Origin of the sequence: Mycoplasmopsis caviae (genome assembly GCF_024498215.1) — a bacterium.
GTDB lineage: Bacteria > Bacillota_I > Bacilli_A > Mycoplasmatales > Metamycoplasmataceae > Mycoplasmopsis > Mycoplasmopsis caviae.
On the sequence record NZ_CP101806.1, the window covers coordinates 343361 to 359962 of the forward strand.

The window sequence follows — 16602 nt, forward strand, 5'->3', positions numbered from 1 at the left end:
TTATTATTAATACTAATATATAATATAAATATGAACTTAAAGCAAAAAATTATATTCTATTCTTTAATATCTGTTGCTGGCTTTTTTTTAATGATTGGTTCAGTAATTTTGTATTTTAATAATTCAATGACTTACAGCAATATTCTTGCAATTTTTGGGATTTGTATTTCAGTAATTATTGTTGGAATATTTGGTATTTTAGCTCTTAAAAGTTTTTTATCTACTCAAGCAATTGTTAAAAAATCTTTTAATAGTTTTATAGATGAAATTATTAGTCATAATGCAATCGGGGTTTTAATTTTTGATAGTGAAGGCCAAATTTTATGAACTAGTAAATTTATTAAGAATCGCTTTGGAAGAAAATGAGTTGGCTCTAAATTGGTTGATTTTTTTAAAAAATTCAACATTGATTTTGACTCAAACAATATTTCATTTGAATTTAGTTTTAAGGACTTTTCATATACGGTAAATATTTGGCCTTTTGAAAATTGTTTAAGTATTAAAGACAATACACTTGAACAAAGAACACTACAATTATATGAAGACGAGTTAACTGTTTTAGGTGAAATTGAAATTGATAACTATCAACTTTATCAATCAATTCTTTCAGAGGAACAACTTTATAATGTTACAAAAGAGGTTGTTGCTGTTTTAGATGACTTAGTATGTGATTATAATTTAGTATATCGACAATACAATACCAATGGTAAGTTTTTAATTGTAACAAATAAACAAGCTCTAGACCAAATGAGTCAAAAGAATTTCAAGTTCTTTGACAATTTGCATAATTCTTTAAAAAGTCAAGATATTATTGTTTCAGTTTCAGCTGGTTTTGCCTATGGTACTAAAAACCTGTGAGAAAAAATGGAACAAGCGAAGAATGCACTTCTTCAAGCTCAAAGTCGCGGTGGAGACCAAGTTGCAATTTTTTCAAGAAATAATCAACCAAGATATTATGGTTCAACAAGTGAAATTTTGCCAAACATTAACAGAGCAAAGATCAAGTCTCTTGCTTACTCGATTGAAAAGAAATTATTGGATCCAAACATTAAAAGAGTTATTGTATATGGACATATGAATGCTGACCTAGATGCGATTGGTTCAGCATTAGGTATTTATGCAATTGCAAAAACTTTTAATAAAGATGCTTATATTTGTACAACCACACAAGATGCAACAACAAAAAAAGCTATTTCAAAATATTTTGGTGATGAGTCCGCAATTTTTATAAAAACACATCAAGCAAACACCTTAACTGATGAAAACACAATTGTATTTTTGGTTGACAATGCACTTCCAAACCGTACTGATAATGCAGAATGTGTACAAAAAGTAAAAAACACAAATATTTTTATTTTAGATCACCATAGATTAAATTCTTCTATTGACTTTTGTCCAAAAATAAATAGACATATTGAGCCTTCTTCTTCAAGTGCAAGTGAAATAGTAACTGAGTTAATGTTCTTTATTAATCGACAAGTTGAAATTAAAAAAGAAATTGCACAAATGTTATTAAATGGAATTTATTTAGATACATTACAATTCCAAAAACACGTTTCTTCAAGGACTTTTGAGGCAGCAAGTTGGCTAAAAAATAGAGGAGCTGATTCAACTGAAAGTTCAAATATTTTAAAAATTGATGCATCAACATATAACAAAGTTGCAGAGGTTCTAAAAAACATTGAAGAAGTAAAGCCTGGTTTCTATTTAGCATACAAAGATATTCCACTTTCAAATGATGTTATTTCAATAGCAGCTGAAGAAATTTTAAGAATTAGTGGAAGAAAAGCAAGTTTCGTTGTAGCACGAAGTGAAAACGATAAATCATATAAATTAAGTGCCAGAGGCATTGATACAAATGTTCAAATAATATGTGAGGCTGTTGGTGGTGGTGGTCACTTTGGAACAGCTGCTGCAGTAACAAAAGAAGACTTAAAAACATTTGTTGATAATATTAAACAAGCGATTGTGAGTGTGAAACATGAAAGTAATATTGATTAAAGATTGTGAAAAAGGTAAAGCAAATACAATTATTGAAGTATCAGCCGGTTATGGTAATAACTTTTTAATTGCGAAAGGTCTTGCTGTTGCCTATAATGAAAAAAACAAAAAAGAATTAGAAAAAAGACTTAGTGAACTTACTAACAATGAAATGGAAAAACGTGCAGAAGCATTAACGCTTAAAGGTGAAATTGAAAAATTAACTCTTAAATATAGCCTTGATGCTCATATTGATAATAACGGTAATTTAATTGCTCATGGAGCAATATCAACCAAGGACATCGTTAAAACATTAGTTTCAAAAGGCTATAAATTAGATAAATATGCTGTTCAAAAAGTTCATTTAGTGTCTAATGGCACGCATGATATTGATGTTATTTTATACAAAGATATTGTTGCAAAATTGAAAGTAGAAGTGATAATAAATGCAAAATAACAACCTAAATAATAAACCGATAAATTCATCTCGACATATAAATGCAAAGTATGAAGAGTCTCTTTTAGGTTTGATTTTAACCAACAATAAAAACGCCTCTAAGATTGTGCCTTACTTACTTGAAGAAGACTTTGCTATTTTAGAAAATCAAAGGCTTTTTAGTATTTTTAAGGAACTTTTTGAAAATAATATTTCAATCAATGAGGAAAATATTTTTATAACTGCTGAAAAGAGAAATTATGTTCAAATAACACCACATTATTTGGCTAGACTTTATCATGCAACAGGTTTTTCGTCTAACATACAAACATACCTTGAAGAGTTAGTTAAATTAACAAAGTTAAGACTAATTGAATCAAGAGTTGCTCTTGTTCAGCGAAAATTGGATACTGAAAAGAACATTAATGAAAAAGATGTGATTTTTGATTTGCAAAACCTTTTACTTGATATTGACAGAAGTCAGGTTAGTGCTGAATTTTTGACAGCAAAAGAAGTTAGCGATGAATACTACAAGGATCTTGAAACAAGACATTCAAAGGATTTAAATGAATTAAATGGTTTATCAACAGGATATAGCAACATTGACCAAGTAACACAAGGTCTTCATGGTGGTGAACTAATTATTATTGCTGCTAGACCTGCTATGGGTAAAACTGCATTTGCACTTAATATAGCTTCTAACGTTGTTAAAAGAGAAAATAAGCGAGCTGTATTTTTTACTCTTGAAATGTCATCAACACAGTTAATGGGTAGAATTTACAGTCTTAATACTCAGGTACCACTTCAAAAATTAAAACAACCGCAAGCAATTACACAAAATGAATTTATGATAATTAATAGTATCAAACAAAGTGTAATTGACAAAATGAACTTGTTTATAGATGAATCTGTGAATAATGAACTAAACACGTTGCTTTGAAAGTGCCGTCGCCTACATAAGGTTAGTCCAATTGATATTATTGTCATTGACTATCTACAATTAATTTCATCTGATACAAACAAGAGAGGTGACAGTCGTCAAAATGAAATTGCTAAAATTAGCCGTTCATTAAAAACATTAGCTCTTGAGTTAAACATACCAGTTATTGCATTGAGTCAACTTTCTCGTGAAGTTGAAAAACGTGAAGACAAGAGACCTATTATGTCAGATTTGCGTGAGTCAGGTAACATTGAACAAGATGCAGATATTGTTATGTTCCTATATCGTGAGAATTATTACAAAAAGAATGTTTCACAAGAAACAAAAGATCTTTATGGTGATATAGGCGAAAAAATTGATATTATTATTGCAAAGCACAGAAATGGACCAACAGGAACATTTCCATTATGATTTAAGATGTCTTGTGGTTACTTTATGGACTTTCAAAATGAAGATATTGCAATCTCAATCGAGGACGAAAGCGACGAGGAATAATTATGGAATCCAGACTGAAATTAATTTTTTCTATACTTGGACTAGTTTTCTTATTAATATCTAGTTCAATATTTAGTGCAAGTGAAACAGCTTATACATCACTTAATGCTGGTAAAGTTGAAACAATGGTTGAAAATAAGGAATTTGGTCATAAGATTATTAAAAAACAGCACACATTTTTCAACCAGACATTAGGCACAATTTTAATTTGCAATAACATTGTAAATATAGCAGCATCAGCGCTGACGTCATGATTATTATCAAGTTCTCTTGGCGAAAAATTTGAATCTTATAATGTATTAATTTCAACAGCTGTTATGACACCAATAATTGTTATATTTGGTGAAATTATACCTAAATTAATTGCCAAAAGTAAACCAGAAATGACAGTTAAAACTTTTTGTTATGTATTGATTGTTTTATATTATCTTTTTTGACCAATTACCTTTCCAATAAGCAAAATTGGTAAAAAAATTTATATTACTAATACTGAAAATGATGTAAAAAATATTATTGATATTGCTCAAAATGAGGGTGTTTTGGAAGCTAATGAGAGTCTTATGGCTCAAAATGCACTTGACCTTGATAGTACCAAGGTTCGAAAGCATTATATAAGAATTAAAGATGTTTCAACAATTGACTCAAATGCAAGCATCCAAGATGCTTTAGAAATATTTAAGGATACAAATTATAGTCGTATTCCGGTTAAAAAAGATGAGCATTTAATTGGAATATTACATCTCAAAGATATTTTCTTTTTACAAAAAGGAAAGGTTATAAATTATTTTAAACCAATTCCAACAATAAGTGCAAACTCATCACTTTCATCAGCAATTGAAAAAATGAGATATGAACGAGCTCAAATGTCATTTGTTACACCAAATAATAATTCAGGTGAAATTATTGGAATAATTACAATTGAAGATATTCTAGAGGAAATAGTTGGTGAGATATATGATGAATTTGACGATGAAGAATTAAAAGATATCTTTGAAATTAGCCTTGAACATTTTCACGTTTCAGCATCATTAACAATGAAAGAGTTAACTAAGAAACTTGAAATTGATCTTAATCTTGATGAAGCAGAACTTGAATTAAGTCTTCACAAATGACTTGAAAAAAGAATCGGCCACAAGTTATTTAAGAATTCAAAATATGAATTCAACAATGTTTATTTTAAAGTTATAAGCCTAGGAGACAATAAGTTTAAAAATGTGCGTGTTGATATTGAATTAGGTAACAAAGTCGAAGTATTAGACACAGATGAAACACAAGTTGAAAGTAGAAAAAGCGAATAAATTGGTATTTTGTAAAAACCACTTTTTTTACACCTATATTGTACATAATCTTTAATTTGTACCAAATAAGCAATTTGCTAAAAAAGTGCTTTGCTTTTTAAAATTTACTAATATAATAGTAAAGCAATACATAAAGACAGTAACAGCGAGAGCTTAATTCGTTACCGAGTGTATAGATTTCTTATTTCTATCACATTATTATTGTCCCGTGTTGCATATTTAATTATGAAAGGGGGATACTCATGCAAAAAACACATGAATCTGCTTTTAGATTAGCTAAAATGGATACTGTTAAAGAAATCCAAAGCAAACTAGAATCTTCGCAAGCACTTGTTATAGCTGAATACCGTGGTTTAAGTGTTGCTGAATTGACAGCATTACGTCAATTAGCTAAAAAAGAAGGTATTGACATTAAAGTTTATAAAAATCGTCTTTTCAAAATAGCTGCCAAAAATCAAGGTATCAATGATTTAGAACAACATCTAGTTGGACCAAACATTTTTGCTTTTGGTACAGCTGATGCTCTTGTTGCTACTAAAGTTTTAGTAAAATTTGCTAAGGAAAATAAACTTTTAGTTCCTAAAGCTGGTATTTTTGAAGGAAAAGTTATCGATGCTAAAGGTGTTGCAGAAGTTGCTTCATTGCCAAACTATGAAGAAGCTCTTACAATTCTTGCTCGTTCACTTATGGCACCATTACAACAACTCTCTCTTTCTCTAAAATTATTTAGTGAAAAAGAAGAAAATAAATAGTACGAAAGGAAATTAATCATGGCAAAATTAACAAAAGAATCATTCATTTCATCATTAAAAGAAATGTCAATTAAAGAAGTTATGGAATTAGTTGAAGCAATGAAAGAAGAATTTGGTATTGACCCATCAGCTGTTGCTGTTGCCGCTGCTCCTGCAGCTGCTGCTGAAGCAGAAGGTCCATCAGTAGTTACAGTTACCATTACATCAGATAATGGCAAAAAACTACCTATCGTTAAAGCAGTTAAAGAATTATTAAACCTTGCTCTAATGGATGCAAACAAACTAGTTTCAACACTTCCAGCAGTTGTTAAAGAAAACATCAAGCCAGATGAAGCAGAAGCTATTAAAGCTAAACTTGTTGAAGCTGGTGCTTCAGTTGAAGTTAAATAATTTCATAAAATTTATAATTAACAGAACCTCTTGTGAGGTTCTTTTATTTTCTAAAAAGTCTATCAAATAGACATATTGGGTGAAAAATTAGTTGAACAAAAAAAGAACCAAACGGCTCTTTGTTTTGATTATTACTATTATTTTGCTTCAGTAGCTCTTGCAGCTCTTCTTTTATCTCTTGCTTCTTCAAGTTGTAATTTGTGAACTCTTTTAGCTGCACGTTCTTTATTCTTTTCTCTAACAATTTTACGCATAAGATTCTCCTAATGTTTTAAATCAAAATTTAAGTGTTTAAATTTTACAATATTTTTTTATTTTTCATTCATTATTTTTTTAATTGCTTCAACCTTATCTAATTTTTCCCAAGGTAGTTCTAAGTCAAGGCGACCAAAGTGACCAAAATAAGCAGTTTGTTGATATATAGGTCTTCTTAAATCTAGACTTTCAATAATATTTTTTGGCCTTAAATCAAATAATTTATTAATTATTGAAATAATTTTAGATTTAGAAATTTTTTCTGTTCCAAAAGTTTCAATTAAAATTGAAACTGGTTCAGCAACACCAATAGCATATGATACTTGCAACTCAATACGATCTGCACAACCTGCTGCAACTAAGTTCTTAGCAACATAGCGACAAGCATATGCAGCTGATCTATCAACTTTGGTTGCGTCTTTACCGCTAAAAGCTCCGCCACCATGTCTAGAAGCTCCACCATATGTATCAACAATAATTTTTCTACCTGTTAATCCAGTGTCCCCAATAGGTCCACCAATTACAAAGCGACCTGTTGGATTAATTAAAATTTTTTCAGGTAAATTTAATGAATATGCCTGTAAAACAGGTTTAAAGATATTTTCTTTAATATAATCCTTAAATTCAATTTCATCAAAATTTTCTTCATGTTGACATGAAAAAAGCAGTGTGTCAACCTTTGTTTTTTTGTTATCTGTATAATCAAGTGTTACCTGACTTTTCATATCACTTTTAGCATATTTAAAAAGACCTTGTTCTCTTAGTTTATCTGCTCTTTTAACAATCTCATGTGCAAGAGTTATTGCTAGTGGCATATAATTTTTTGTTTCGTTTGTAGCATAACCAAACATAATCCCTTGGTCACCGGCACCTATTTCATTATCGACACGAATCACACCTTGATTAATATCACCACTTTGTTGTTTAACATCAATAATAAAGTCAAGTTGCTCTGAATATTGTCCTGCCTTTTTTAATACATTAATTGCTATTTGTTTGTAGTCTATAATTGTTTTAGAACTAGCTTCCCCTGCAATAATCAATTTATTTCCTGTTGCCATTGTTTCAATAGCACAATGAGAATATGGATCAATAGTTAAATAGGCATCTAAAATAGCATCACTAATTTGGTCACATATTTTGTCTGGGTGTCCTTGACCCACAGATTCACTTGTAAATAAAATTTGTTTATTTAAATTCATAATAAAAACCTCCACTTTTGTTGCATAAAAAGGAGGTTTTATAAATTTTAATTAAACATGTTAGTTTAAATTAATAAACCCTCACTGTCCACCTTACAAATGCAGGTTGGCATGCTTCAAAGCCAGTTAGCTCAGCAACTCTTTATGCTTTTTTGTTATATATAGAGCTCATTTTTGCTCTTTGTATTATAAGAATACACCATTTTTTTAAGTTTCAAACAAAAAACAATATTTTTTGTTAAAAACTGATAATTAACAACTGTTATATAATTAATTTATATTCTATTGTTTTAATTAAGTGAATAAAATATTAAGGAGCAAAAATGAAAAAATTTATAGTTGAAGAATCATTTTTTGAATTATTTCCAAATGCAAGATTAGGTGTTGTATTAATTAGAAAATTTAACAACAAGATAGCAAATGAAGGAATTAAACGCTTACTTAAGGACGCGAACAAGAAAGCAGTTAAATATGTAAGTGAATCAATGGTATTTAGTGATAACCCAAGAATTAAAATCTGGAGAGATGCTTTTACTAAATTTAAAACTAAAAAAGGCGCAAGATCAAGCATTGAAGCACTTTTAAAAAGAATTGAAAAAGGCAACCCAGTGAATTCAATTAATCCACTTGTTGATATTTATAATATTGCATCACTTGAATTTGGTTTGCCTTGTGGTGCAGAAGATATGAAAAAAATTGATGGTGACTTATTGCTTGGTATTACAAAAGGTGGTGATGAATTTTGTGCACTTGGTGAAGATTATAATTCACCAACATTAGAAGGCGAAATTTGTTATAGGGATAATTTAGGTGCAGTTTGTAGGTGTTTAAATTGAAGAGATGGTAAAAGAACAATGATTGATGATAACACTGAAAGTGCATTTTTAGTTATGGAAATAATTGATAAAAATGATACGGAGTTAAATAATAGTTTAATAAATGCAATTAATAGAGTTGTTGAATTATCACAAAATTATTTAGGTGCACAATGCTCAATTCACTTCATAGATTCAAATAATCCTATGCTTGACACTGAACAAAATTAATTATTTTTGAGTTTTACTAATTTAACTGTTTTATAGCCAAATTAGTCAAAGAGCGACAGAATGTATTTTCAAATTGTACTAATTTTACGGATATAAAAAATGAACTCATAATGTATAAAACTGAGTTCATTTTTTATTATTAATCTTCGTCCTTGATTTGAATGTTACGACGTTTGATAATTTCATCCGAAATATTTTTTGGACATTTTTCATAGTGGTGGAATTGCATTTGGTAAGTACCACGACCAGATGTCATACTACGTAAATCTGTTGAATATCCAAACATTTCACTCAATGGTACTAATGCTCTAATTATGCTTGCGCCATCATTACGTGTTTCATTTTCTTGTAATTGTCCTCTACGACGAGTAATGTCGCCCATAACATCACCGAAGTAGTCCTCAGGGATAACAACAGCGACATCCATAATAGGTTCAAGTAGGACAGTTCCTAATAAATCTTTTGCTTTTGTTAAAGCTTTTGATGCTGCTATTTTGTAGGCTAATTCTGATGAGTCAACATCATGGTATGAACCATCAAATAAAGTGGCTTTAATATCTATCATAGGATAGCCAGCTAAAATACCGCCAGCCATTTTGTCTTCAAGACCTTTTTGAATTGGTTTAATGTATTCCTTAGGAATTTTACCACCAACAATTTTGTCTACGAATTCAAAACCTTTGTCATGGTTAGGTTCAAATTTAATTCAAACATGACCATATTGACCCTTACCACCAGATTGTTTAATGTGTTTACCTTCAACTTCAGCAGCCTTAGTAATTGTTTCACGGTATGAAACTTGTGGAGCACCAACTTTTGCTTTAACACCATGTTCACGTTTAAGACGATCAACAATAATGTCAAGGTGTAATTCACCCATACCTGCAATGATTGTTTGACCTGTTTCTTCATCTGTGTATGTTCTAAATGTTGGATCTTCAGCAGCTAATTTTTGAAGTCCAAGAGCCAATTTTTCCATAGCATCCTTGCTTTCTGGTTCAAGTGCTTGAGAAATAACTGGTTCAGGGAAAACCATTTTTTCCAAAATGTATTTTGGCGACTTTTCTGCAACTAGTGTATCACCAGTTGTTGTTGATTTAAGACCAACAGCAGCAACAATATCACCTGCATAACATTCATCAATTTCATTACGGCTATTAGCATGCATTTGAATTAAACGACCAATTCTTTCTTTTACATCTTTTGTTGAGTTGTAAACATATGAACCTTTGTTTAAAACACCAGCATATCCACGAATGAATGTTAGTGAACCAACATAAGGGTCGGTCATAACTTTGAATGCTAAACCAATAAAATCATGGCTGTCTGTTGCTTCAATTGAAACCTCTTTACCATTAAGTTCTGCTTTTGTAGCTGGAATATCAAGTGGAGAAGGTAAGTATTCAACCACGGCATCAATCATCTTCTTGACACCTTTGTTTTTAAAACTTGTTCCACAAACAGCAGGATAAAATTCAGATGATAAAGTTGCTTTACGAATAACTCTTTTAAGTGTTGCAACATCAGGTTCTACACCTTCTAATACTTGCATCATAAATTCATCATCATATGAAGCAACTGCTTCAATTAATTCCTGTCTTTTTGTTTTAGCTAATTCAACTAAGTCAGCTGGAATTTCAATTTCTTTTGCATTTTCTTCTGGTTTTCCATCGTATTCAAAAGCTTTCATTTCAACAAGGTCAACTAAACCTTTAAATTGAGCTTCAGCCCCAATAGGAATTTGAATTGCAACTGCATTTCCATTCAATCTGTCCTTAACAGATTTAACAGCAGCAAAGAAGTCAGCTCCTGCTTTATCCATTTTATTAACATATACTAAACGAGGAACTTTGTAGTTTGTAGCTTGTCTTCAGACAGTTTCAGTTTGAGGTTCAACACCACTTTGAGCATCTAAAACAGTAACTGCACCATCTAGAACACGAAGTGAACGTTCAACTTCAACTGTAAAGTCAACGTGTCCTGGAGTGTCAATAATGTTTATTCTTTTACCATTTCAAAATGCTGTTGTAGCAGCTGATGTAATAGTGATACCACGTTCTTGTTCTTGAGCCATTCAGTCCATTTGACTAGCACCATCATGTGTTTCACCTAATTTGTGAATTTTACCAGTGTGTAGCAAAATTCTTTCTGTTGTTGTAGTTTTTCCTGCATCAATGTGAGCCATAATACCGATATTGCGGTAGTCTTCTAATTTATATTGTCTTGCCATAATATCTTATACTATCATCTAAAGTGAGCAAAAGCACGGTTAGCTTCAGCCATTTTGTGAGTATCTTCACGTTTTTTGATAGCTCCACCCGTTTTATTTGATGCATCAATAATTTCGTTAGCTAATCTAACATCCATTGTTTTTTCATTTCTTAGTCTTGCATATTGCACTAATCATCTTAGGCTTAATGTTTGTTTACGACGTGCAGAAACTTCTGTTGGAACTTGGTAGTTTGTTCCACCAATTCTACGTGTTCTAACTTCAAGCTGTGGTGTAACATTTTCCACAGCTGCTAAAAACACTTCCATTGGTTCTTTGTTTGTTTTTTCTTTAATAATATTGAAAGCTGAATAAAGGATATCTTGAGCGATTGATTTTTTACCATCTAGCATAATTGTGTTAATTAATTTTGTTACTAATACAGAGTTGAAAACTGGATCAGCTAATACTTCTCTAATAGGTGCAGAATGTTTTCTTGACATAATTTTCTCCTTCTATATTAGTCGGCCTATTTAGCAGCCTTTTCTCTTTTTGTTCCGTAAAGACTACGTCCTTGTTTACGATTATTAACACCAGCTAAATCTTGTGTACCACGAACAATGTGATATCTAACACCAGGTAAATCCTTTACTCTACCACCACGGATAAGAACAACTGAGTGTTCTTGCAAGTTGTGTCCTTCACCGCCAATGTAGGCAGTAACTTCCATACCATTTGATAACTTAACACGAGCATACTTACGCATAGCTGAGTTAGGTTTTTTAGGAGTCATAGTTGCAACACGGGTACATACACCACGTTTAAATGGTGCTGGCAACTTACGACCTTTTTTTGTTAAGGTATTGAAACTAAGGTTCAAAGCAGGTGCTTTTTGCTTACGAACTTTTGAAACTCTACCACTTGTAACAAGTTGATTTGTTGTAGGCATTTCATTTTCCTTTCTTTTAATAAATGTCCTAAATACTATAAATGAAATATAGTTTTTCTATTATATAACAACTTTGCCGTGTGTTTCAAAAAATTTCTATTTTTTGTTCAAAAAAATTTATTTACATTAATACGAGCACAAATTTAGTTGCCAAAATTGAAAAAAATTAGATTTTTACCTAATTTTAGATATTAAATCTAATTTTTTAATTTGTTTATTCCTTATGTTTAACAACATAAATAACAACTTGTTTAGAGTAGTCTTTTACTCATTTTGGTTCATTATTTTCGTTTCTTATTATCTTTTGGACAATTTTTAGACCAAATTCATTAAGTAATTCTTCAATATCTTTTTGTGTGTAAAACCTAATTTTAATCTTTTCGTTGTGTAGTGTTGTTTCAAGCACTTTCTTTTCATCAAATTGAGAAAGTTCATTTATCTTTACTTTTTCATCTCAAAATTTTTGATATTCGCCTGATGAATAAAGATTGTGAATTGTAAAAATATATCTACCGCTTTTATTTAAGCAATTTTTTATATTTTTAATTGTATTGTAAACTTCTTTTTTTGAAATAATATTTGTAAAGCCATTAAATGAAAATAAAATTAAGTCATATTTTTTGTCTATGTCTATATTTTCCTGCGATATGTCCTGCCTTTTAAAATTAAGATTCTTATTGTCATTGACTTCATTACAATAGTTAATAAATTTATGATTAATGTCGACTGCATCAATTGAAGCGTTCTTGAATATTTTTGCAATAGCAAAAGTAGTTCTTCCTGCACCACAACCAATATCAAGAATGTCGATTTTATCTTGCTTATTAGTTAAAATGTTCTCTAGTATTTCTTTTTCTGAATTTCATAAACCCTTTTTTGCATATTCTATATATTCAGCAAAAATTTTTTCATTATTATAGTAATTATCAATTTCATATTTTTGCTTATTGGTTATAAACAATTTTTTGTAACATATAACAATTATAATTGCTGCTAATAATGAAATACATGTGTAAGTTAAATATGTAAAGTAGTATGATGAAATATTATTTATAAATGTCAAGAGAATTGAAATTAGTGAACTGACAACTATTCTAAAAACTAATGAAATTCCATTTTGCTTGTGAAAGGTTTCTTTTTTAAATAATTTAAATGATGCTGAATATATCATAGGCAATAAAAGATTAAATAAAATCTGGTTAATTGCATTAATGACAATGTAGAAAACAAGAGTGGCTAAATTATTTCTTGCTAATGGCATAAATAACCAAGAAATATTTAATATAGCAATTCCAAAAATTGATGAAATAAAAATAATATTTTTTAATTTTTGTTTTTTATTAATAAAGTGAGCTAATATTGAGCCAACAACTCCAGAAATAGACATTATAAGCGTAAAAATGAATGCTCAATCATTATAACTATATTCATTTGTATATTTAAAAAACTGAATTAATCCACTTTGTTTTGGATATAAAAAGAATAACAAAACAAAAGAGGTTGATAAAACAAAGGTTCATATGATAAGTGAGGATGATTTTGAGTTTTTGTTTAAATTATTTTTACCAATTGATTTATTAAATTCAAAGTAATTATTGTTAATTTTTATTTTTCAATAGAGAATCCCAGAAATAATGTAAGTAATTATGTTTATAATACACAAAAAATAAAATGGAAGATATTTATAAAGTACAAAGGATAAAATTGGAGATAACAAGAAACCGATTGAAGATGAAATAACATTTCCAATATTTATCTTTTCCATATCGGTTTCTGAACTTGCTATATAGTAAGTAATGTCTTTTAAATGTATAAAGCGAAAGGCATGAATGAATCCAGGCAGTGAACTTACTATTATTAGTGTTATGGAAAAAATTTTTTTAAAATTACTGTTATCCTGATTGTTTATGTAACCTAGAAAAATAAATAATGGCACAAGTAAAAGTGATGAACTAAGTAGATCACTAATTAGTAGTGCTTGTTTATTTTTAAATCATTTTATTATTTTTACTGAAAAAATATAAACAACAAGTGATGGAAATTGTATAAGTAAGTATAAAAGAGTTACAAGTCAAAAGTCGCCGGTGATTCTAAAAATATAAATAGACGAACCAAGTTTAAAAGCTTCTGAGCCAATCATTGAGATTGCCAATGAAGACATATACTTAGTTAAATTATTTTTAAAAGTATTAGTCATTGAAATCCTCATTTAATAGAAATATAAAAAACATCAAGTAATAAAAATTTTTTATTAAAACGTTTGAGCTAGTTGAGTGAATTTTACTTGATGGTAGTGATATTGAAATATTATTTTTGTGTTGAGTTTTTATAACTTTTTTTGATACCAAACTTAATGACAATTCATATGGAAGGCTAAACATTTTTAATTTATTTTTGATTATATCTATAATATTATTGATTGTGTCTTTATTTTGTTCATCAACTTGTATTAATAATTTATCTTCTTCTCAATTGTTATTTTCTGAGACATCAATTGAAATATTTAAATTATATTTTTCAAAATAAATCGCATTGTTTATTGACAAGTGATGTTCAAAAAGTTTTCTTATTGCTTCGAATTCGAAAAAAGGAAGAGTTGGTAAACTTTGTTTCTCTCTAATTGAATTAGTAATTAGTTCATTATTCATTAATATGCAATCCAAAAATTTAATAAATTTTTCTTTTTCGGAAAATAGAAAGTTATGAATATTAACTATCTTATTTAATGTTTTCATATGTACTTTGTACTCTTGAATTGAAATAAGTGAATCAATATTTGATAATTTAATGTGAAATTCCGTGTATTTGTAATATTTAAATATGAAGAATGAATTATATAGACATAAAAATATAAATGAATTTGTTAAATTATCTTTCAATTCTTCATTTAAATTAATACATTTTAAGTAATGTTCTATATCTTTAATACTATCTAAAAGTTTTTTTCTTTTGTTATGTTTATAATCGCTTGACAATATATATGGAAATGACGATATTTTTTGAATTAAAAGATAAATAGGCTTTAGGATAAATATATTATCTCAATTTGAATGCTTACAGTAAATTTTGTCTATATCTTCTAGTAATATAAATTCATATCTTACATTTGAATAAATGAATTGTTTTAGATTTTGGTCATTGGTAAGGAAACAAATTTTTAATTCTTTTTCTAAAAAATCCATAAAGTTAATTTTATCTTTTAGACTTGAACTAGTTGTAAAACAAAAATCAATATCGTTGCTTTTTCTATCTAATAAACCTTGAATCTTGGATGCATAACTGCCTTTTAATACTATCGATAAATTTGTTTTATATGTTTTATTAAATAATAAAAGTTTTTTGCCTATTATTTCAATCATATATTCTTTCCCTTGTCAAAAATTTGAATATATCATTATAAGTGTAAATTTTGAAAAAGCAAGAACAAAGCCAAATTAGTGATTTTTCCCAAGTTTGACGAATCAAAAATGAAAATGAACACTTCATATACTAAAGTATATGAAATTTTTTTCATTTTTTCTTATTTTGTGTTATAATATGTTATAATATAATTATGTATGTAAAAGTTTCAAAAGTAGCAGGCAAAGAATATGTTCAAATTTGCCATTCAGTTAGAATAAAAGGAACAAATAAAACAAAGCAAGTGGTTATTGAAAAACTTGGTCTTTTATCAAAACTGCAAGAAGAAAATCCTAACATTTTAGAGGATTTAAAAAATAAATATCAAGGTTTGAGAAATGAAGCGAGAGATAATGAATTATTGAAGTATAGAGTTCACAAATCTATTGATGCTTTATTTGACACAGAATTCAATGAAAGGAATGAATTCAAAGACAAATTAACATATGAAGAAAAGGCTGAAAAAAGTAAAAAATAGTTAGAAAAAATATGGTAATTTACTTTACAAAACGATTTACAAAAAACTAAAACTTGATGAATATTTTGATTTAAAAAGTAAAGAATTTCTTTTCAGATATGATTTAAATAATATTGTTGAGAACCTAACTTTTTAAGAATTTTAAAACCTTCATCAAAACTAAGAACAGTTCAATCTTATGATTCATATTTAATAGAGAATGACGACACGTTGAAATCTCATTACAGAGCATTGGAAATTTTATGCGATGAAAGATTAGATATTATTAAACATTTAAACAATAGATTATCAGAATTAATGGACAGAAATCTAGAAGAGGCTTTCTACGATGTTACAACAGTTTATTTTGAAAGTTTCACAGCAGATGATTTTAGAATCTTTGGTTTTTCAAAGGATTTAAAAGTTAATCAAACACAAGTGGTATTAGGTTTGATGATTGATGCAAATGGAATACCAATAAGTTACAAACTTTTTCCGGAAATACAAGCGATTTTAAGACTTTTATCCCTTTTATACAGGAAGTTAAGGAAAATTTAGGAATCGAAAATGTAACGATAGTTGCTGATAGAGGACTTAATTCTGGGCCTAATTTACAGTCGATAATTGACAATGGTTTTAAATTTATAATGGCAGAAAAATTAGAGCAAAAGGCAAAATTGCCTCTGAAATACTTGACTTAGATTCATATGATAAAATAACTGAAAACTACTTTATTAGAGATCGTAAAGATACAAAATTTGTAAAAAATGAAGATGATGAGAAATATATAATTG

16 protein-coding genes are annotated in these 16602 nt (G+C 28.8%); 10 read left to right on the plus strand and 6 right to left on the minus strand.

Translation table 4 applies throughout. The features are described from left to right. Positions 1-30: 30 nt before the first annotated feature. The 6 genes from NPA07_RS01620 to rplL all read left to right on the plus strand — a co-directional run bounded on the left by NPA07_RS01620 (position 31) and on the right by rplL (position 6291). The gene (locus NPA07_RS01620; protein ID WP_126117955.1) at positions 31-2001 is read left to right on the plus strand and encodes a GGDEF domain-containing protein; all 1971 of its coding nucleotides are present in this window, start codon (positions 31-33) and stop codon (positions 1999-2001) included. After that, a complete protein-coding gene (gene rplI / locus NPA07_RS01625; protein ID WP_126117954.1) occupies positions 1982-2437 on the plus strand; it encodes a 50S ribosomal protein L9 in 456 nt (151 codons plus the stop codon). Before NPA07_RS01620 ends, rplI begins: the two co-directional genes overlap by 20 nt. Next, entirely contained in the window at positions 2427-3851 is a 1425-nt protein-coding gene (gene dnaB, locus NPA07_RS01630) for a replicative DNA helicase (RefSeq protein WP_126117953.1), read from the plus strand. Before rplI ends, dnaB begins: the two co-directional genes overlap by 11 nt. Before the next feature lie 2 nt (positions 3852-3853). Further along, positions 3854-5149 (plus strand): CNNM domain-containing protein, encoded by a 1296-nt coding sequence (locus tag NPA07_RS01635; protein ID WP_126117952.1) that lies wholly within the window; start codon positions 3854-3856, stop codon positions 5147-5149. A 242-nt stretch (positions 5150-5391) separates the two neighbouring features. After that, the gene (gene rplJ / locus NPA07_RS01640) at positions 5392-5901 is read left to right on the plus strand and encodes a 50S ribosomal protein L10 (protein WP_126117951.1); all 510 of its coding nucleotides are present in this window, start codon (positions 5392-5394) and stop codon (positions 5899-5901) included. Between the two features lie 18 nt (positions 5902-5919). Further along, positions 5920-6291: a 50S ribosomal protein L7/L12 gene (rplL, locus tag NPA07_RS01645; RefSeq protein WP_126117950.1), complete on the plus strand. Its 372-nt coding sequence runs from the start codon at positions 5920-5922 to the stop codon at positions 6289-6291. Positions 6292-6602: 311 nt separating this feature from the next. Here the strand turns inward: rplL and metK are convergent, their stop codons facing one another. Then, positions 6603-7748, minus strand: a complete 1146-nt coding sequence (gene metK / locus NPA07_RS01650; protein WP_126117949.1) for a methionine adenosyltransferase — start codon at positions 7746-7748, stop codon at positions 6603-6605. A 323-nt stretch (positions 7749-8071) separates the two neighbouring features. Between metK and NPA07_RS01655 the strand changes: the two genes are divergently transcribed. Further along, a complete protein-coding gene (locus NPA07_RS01655; RefSeq protein WP_126117948.1) occupies positions 8072-8794 on the plus strand; it encodes a B3/B4 domain-containing protein in 723 nt (240 codons plus the stop codon). Between the two features lie 139 nt (positions 8795-8933). Here NPA07_RS01655 and fusA read toward each other — a convergent pair whose 3' ends face one another. The 5 genes from fusA to NPA07_RS01680 all read right to left on the minus strand — a co-directional run bounded on the left by fusA (position 8934) and on the right by NPA07_RS01680 (position 15311). Next, positions 8934-11024: an elongation factor G gene (gene fusA / locus NPA07_RS01660; protein ID WP_126117947.1), complete on the minus strand. Its 2091-nt coding sequence runs from the start codon at positions 11022-11024 to the stop codon at positions 8934-8936. 11 nt (positions 11025-11035) lie between these two features. Then, the gene (gene rpsG, locus NPA07_RS01665; protein WP_126117946.1) at positions 11036-11506 is read right to left on the minus strand and encodes a 30S ribosomal protein S7; all 471 of its coding nucleotides are present in this window, start codon (positions 11504-11506) and stop codon (positions 11036-11038) included. 26 nt (positions 11507-11532) lie between these two features. Continuing rightward, on the minus strand, positions 11533-11952 hold the full coding sequence (rpsL, locus tag NPA07_RS01670; RefSeq protein WP_126117945.1) for a 30S ribosomal protein S12: 420 nt from the start codon (positions 11950-11952) through the stop codon (positions 11533-11535). Positions 11953-12166: 214 nt separating this feature from the next. After that, the gene (locus NPA07_RS01675; protein WP_164535711.1) at positions 12167-14149 is read right to left on the minus strand and encodes a class I SAM-dependent methyltransferase; all 1983 of its coding nucleotides are present in this window, start codon (positions 14147-14149) and stop codon (positions 12167-12169) included. Further along, positions 14142-15311, minus strand: coding sequence for a hypothetical protein (locus tag NPA07_RS01680; RefSeq protein ID WP_126117943.1), 1170 nt, complete (start codon positions 15309-15311; stop codon positions 14142-14144). Before NPA07_RS01680 ends, NPA07_RS01675 begins: the two co-directional genes overlap by 8 nt. Positions 15312-15505: 194 nt before the next feature. On the opposite strand from NPA07_RS01680, the gene NPA07_RS01685 reads away from it, so the two are divergent. The 3 genes from NPA07_RS01685 (at position 15506) to NPA07_RS05710 (ending at position 16509) form a co-directional block, all read left to right on the plus strand. After that, positions 15506-15829 carry a hypothetical protein gene (locus NPA07_RS01685; RefSeq protein ID WP_256553260.1) on the plus strand — a complete coding sequence of 108 codons (324 nt, stop codon included), beginning with the start codon at positions 15506-15508 and terminating at the stop codon, positions 15827-15829. 231 nt (positions 15830-16060) lie between these two features. Continuing rightward, on the plus strand, positions 16061-16366 hold the full coding sequence (locus tag NPA07_RS01690) for a hypothetical protein (protein ID WP_256553241.1): 306 nt from the start codon (positions 16061-16063) through the stop codon (positions 16364-16366). Beyond that, complete coding sequence (locus NPA07_RS05710) at positions 16342-16509, plus strand: hypothetical protein (protein WP_408634432.1); 168 nt, start codon at positions 16342-16344, stop codon at positions 16507-16509. Before NPA07_RS01690 ends, NPA07_RS05710 begins: the two co-directional genes overlap by 25 nt. Positions 16510-16602: the final 93 nt, after the last annotated feature.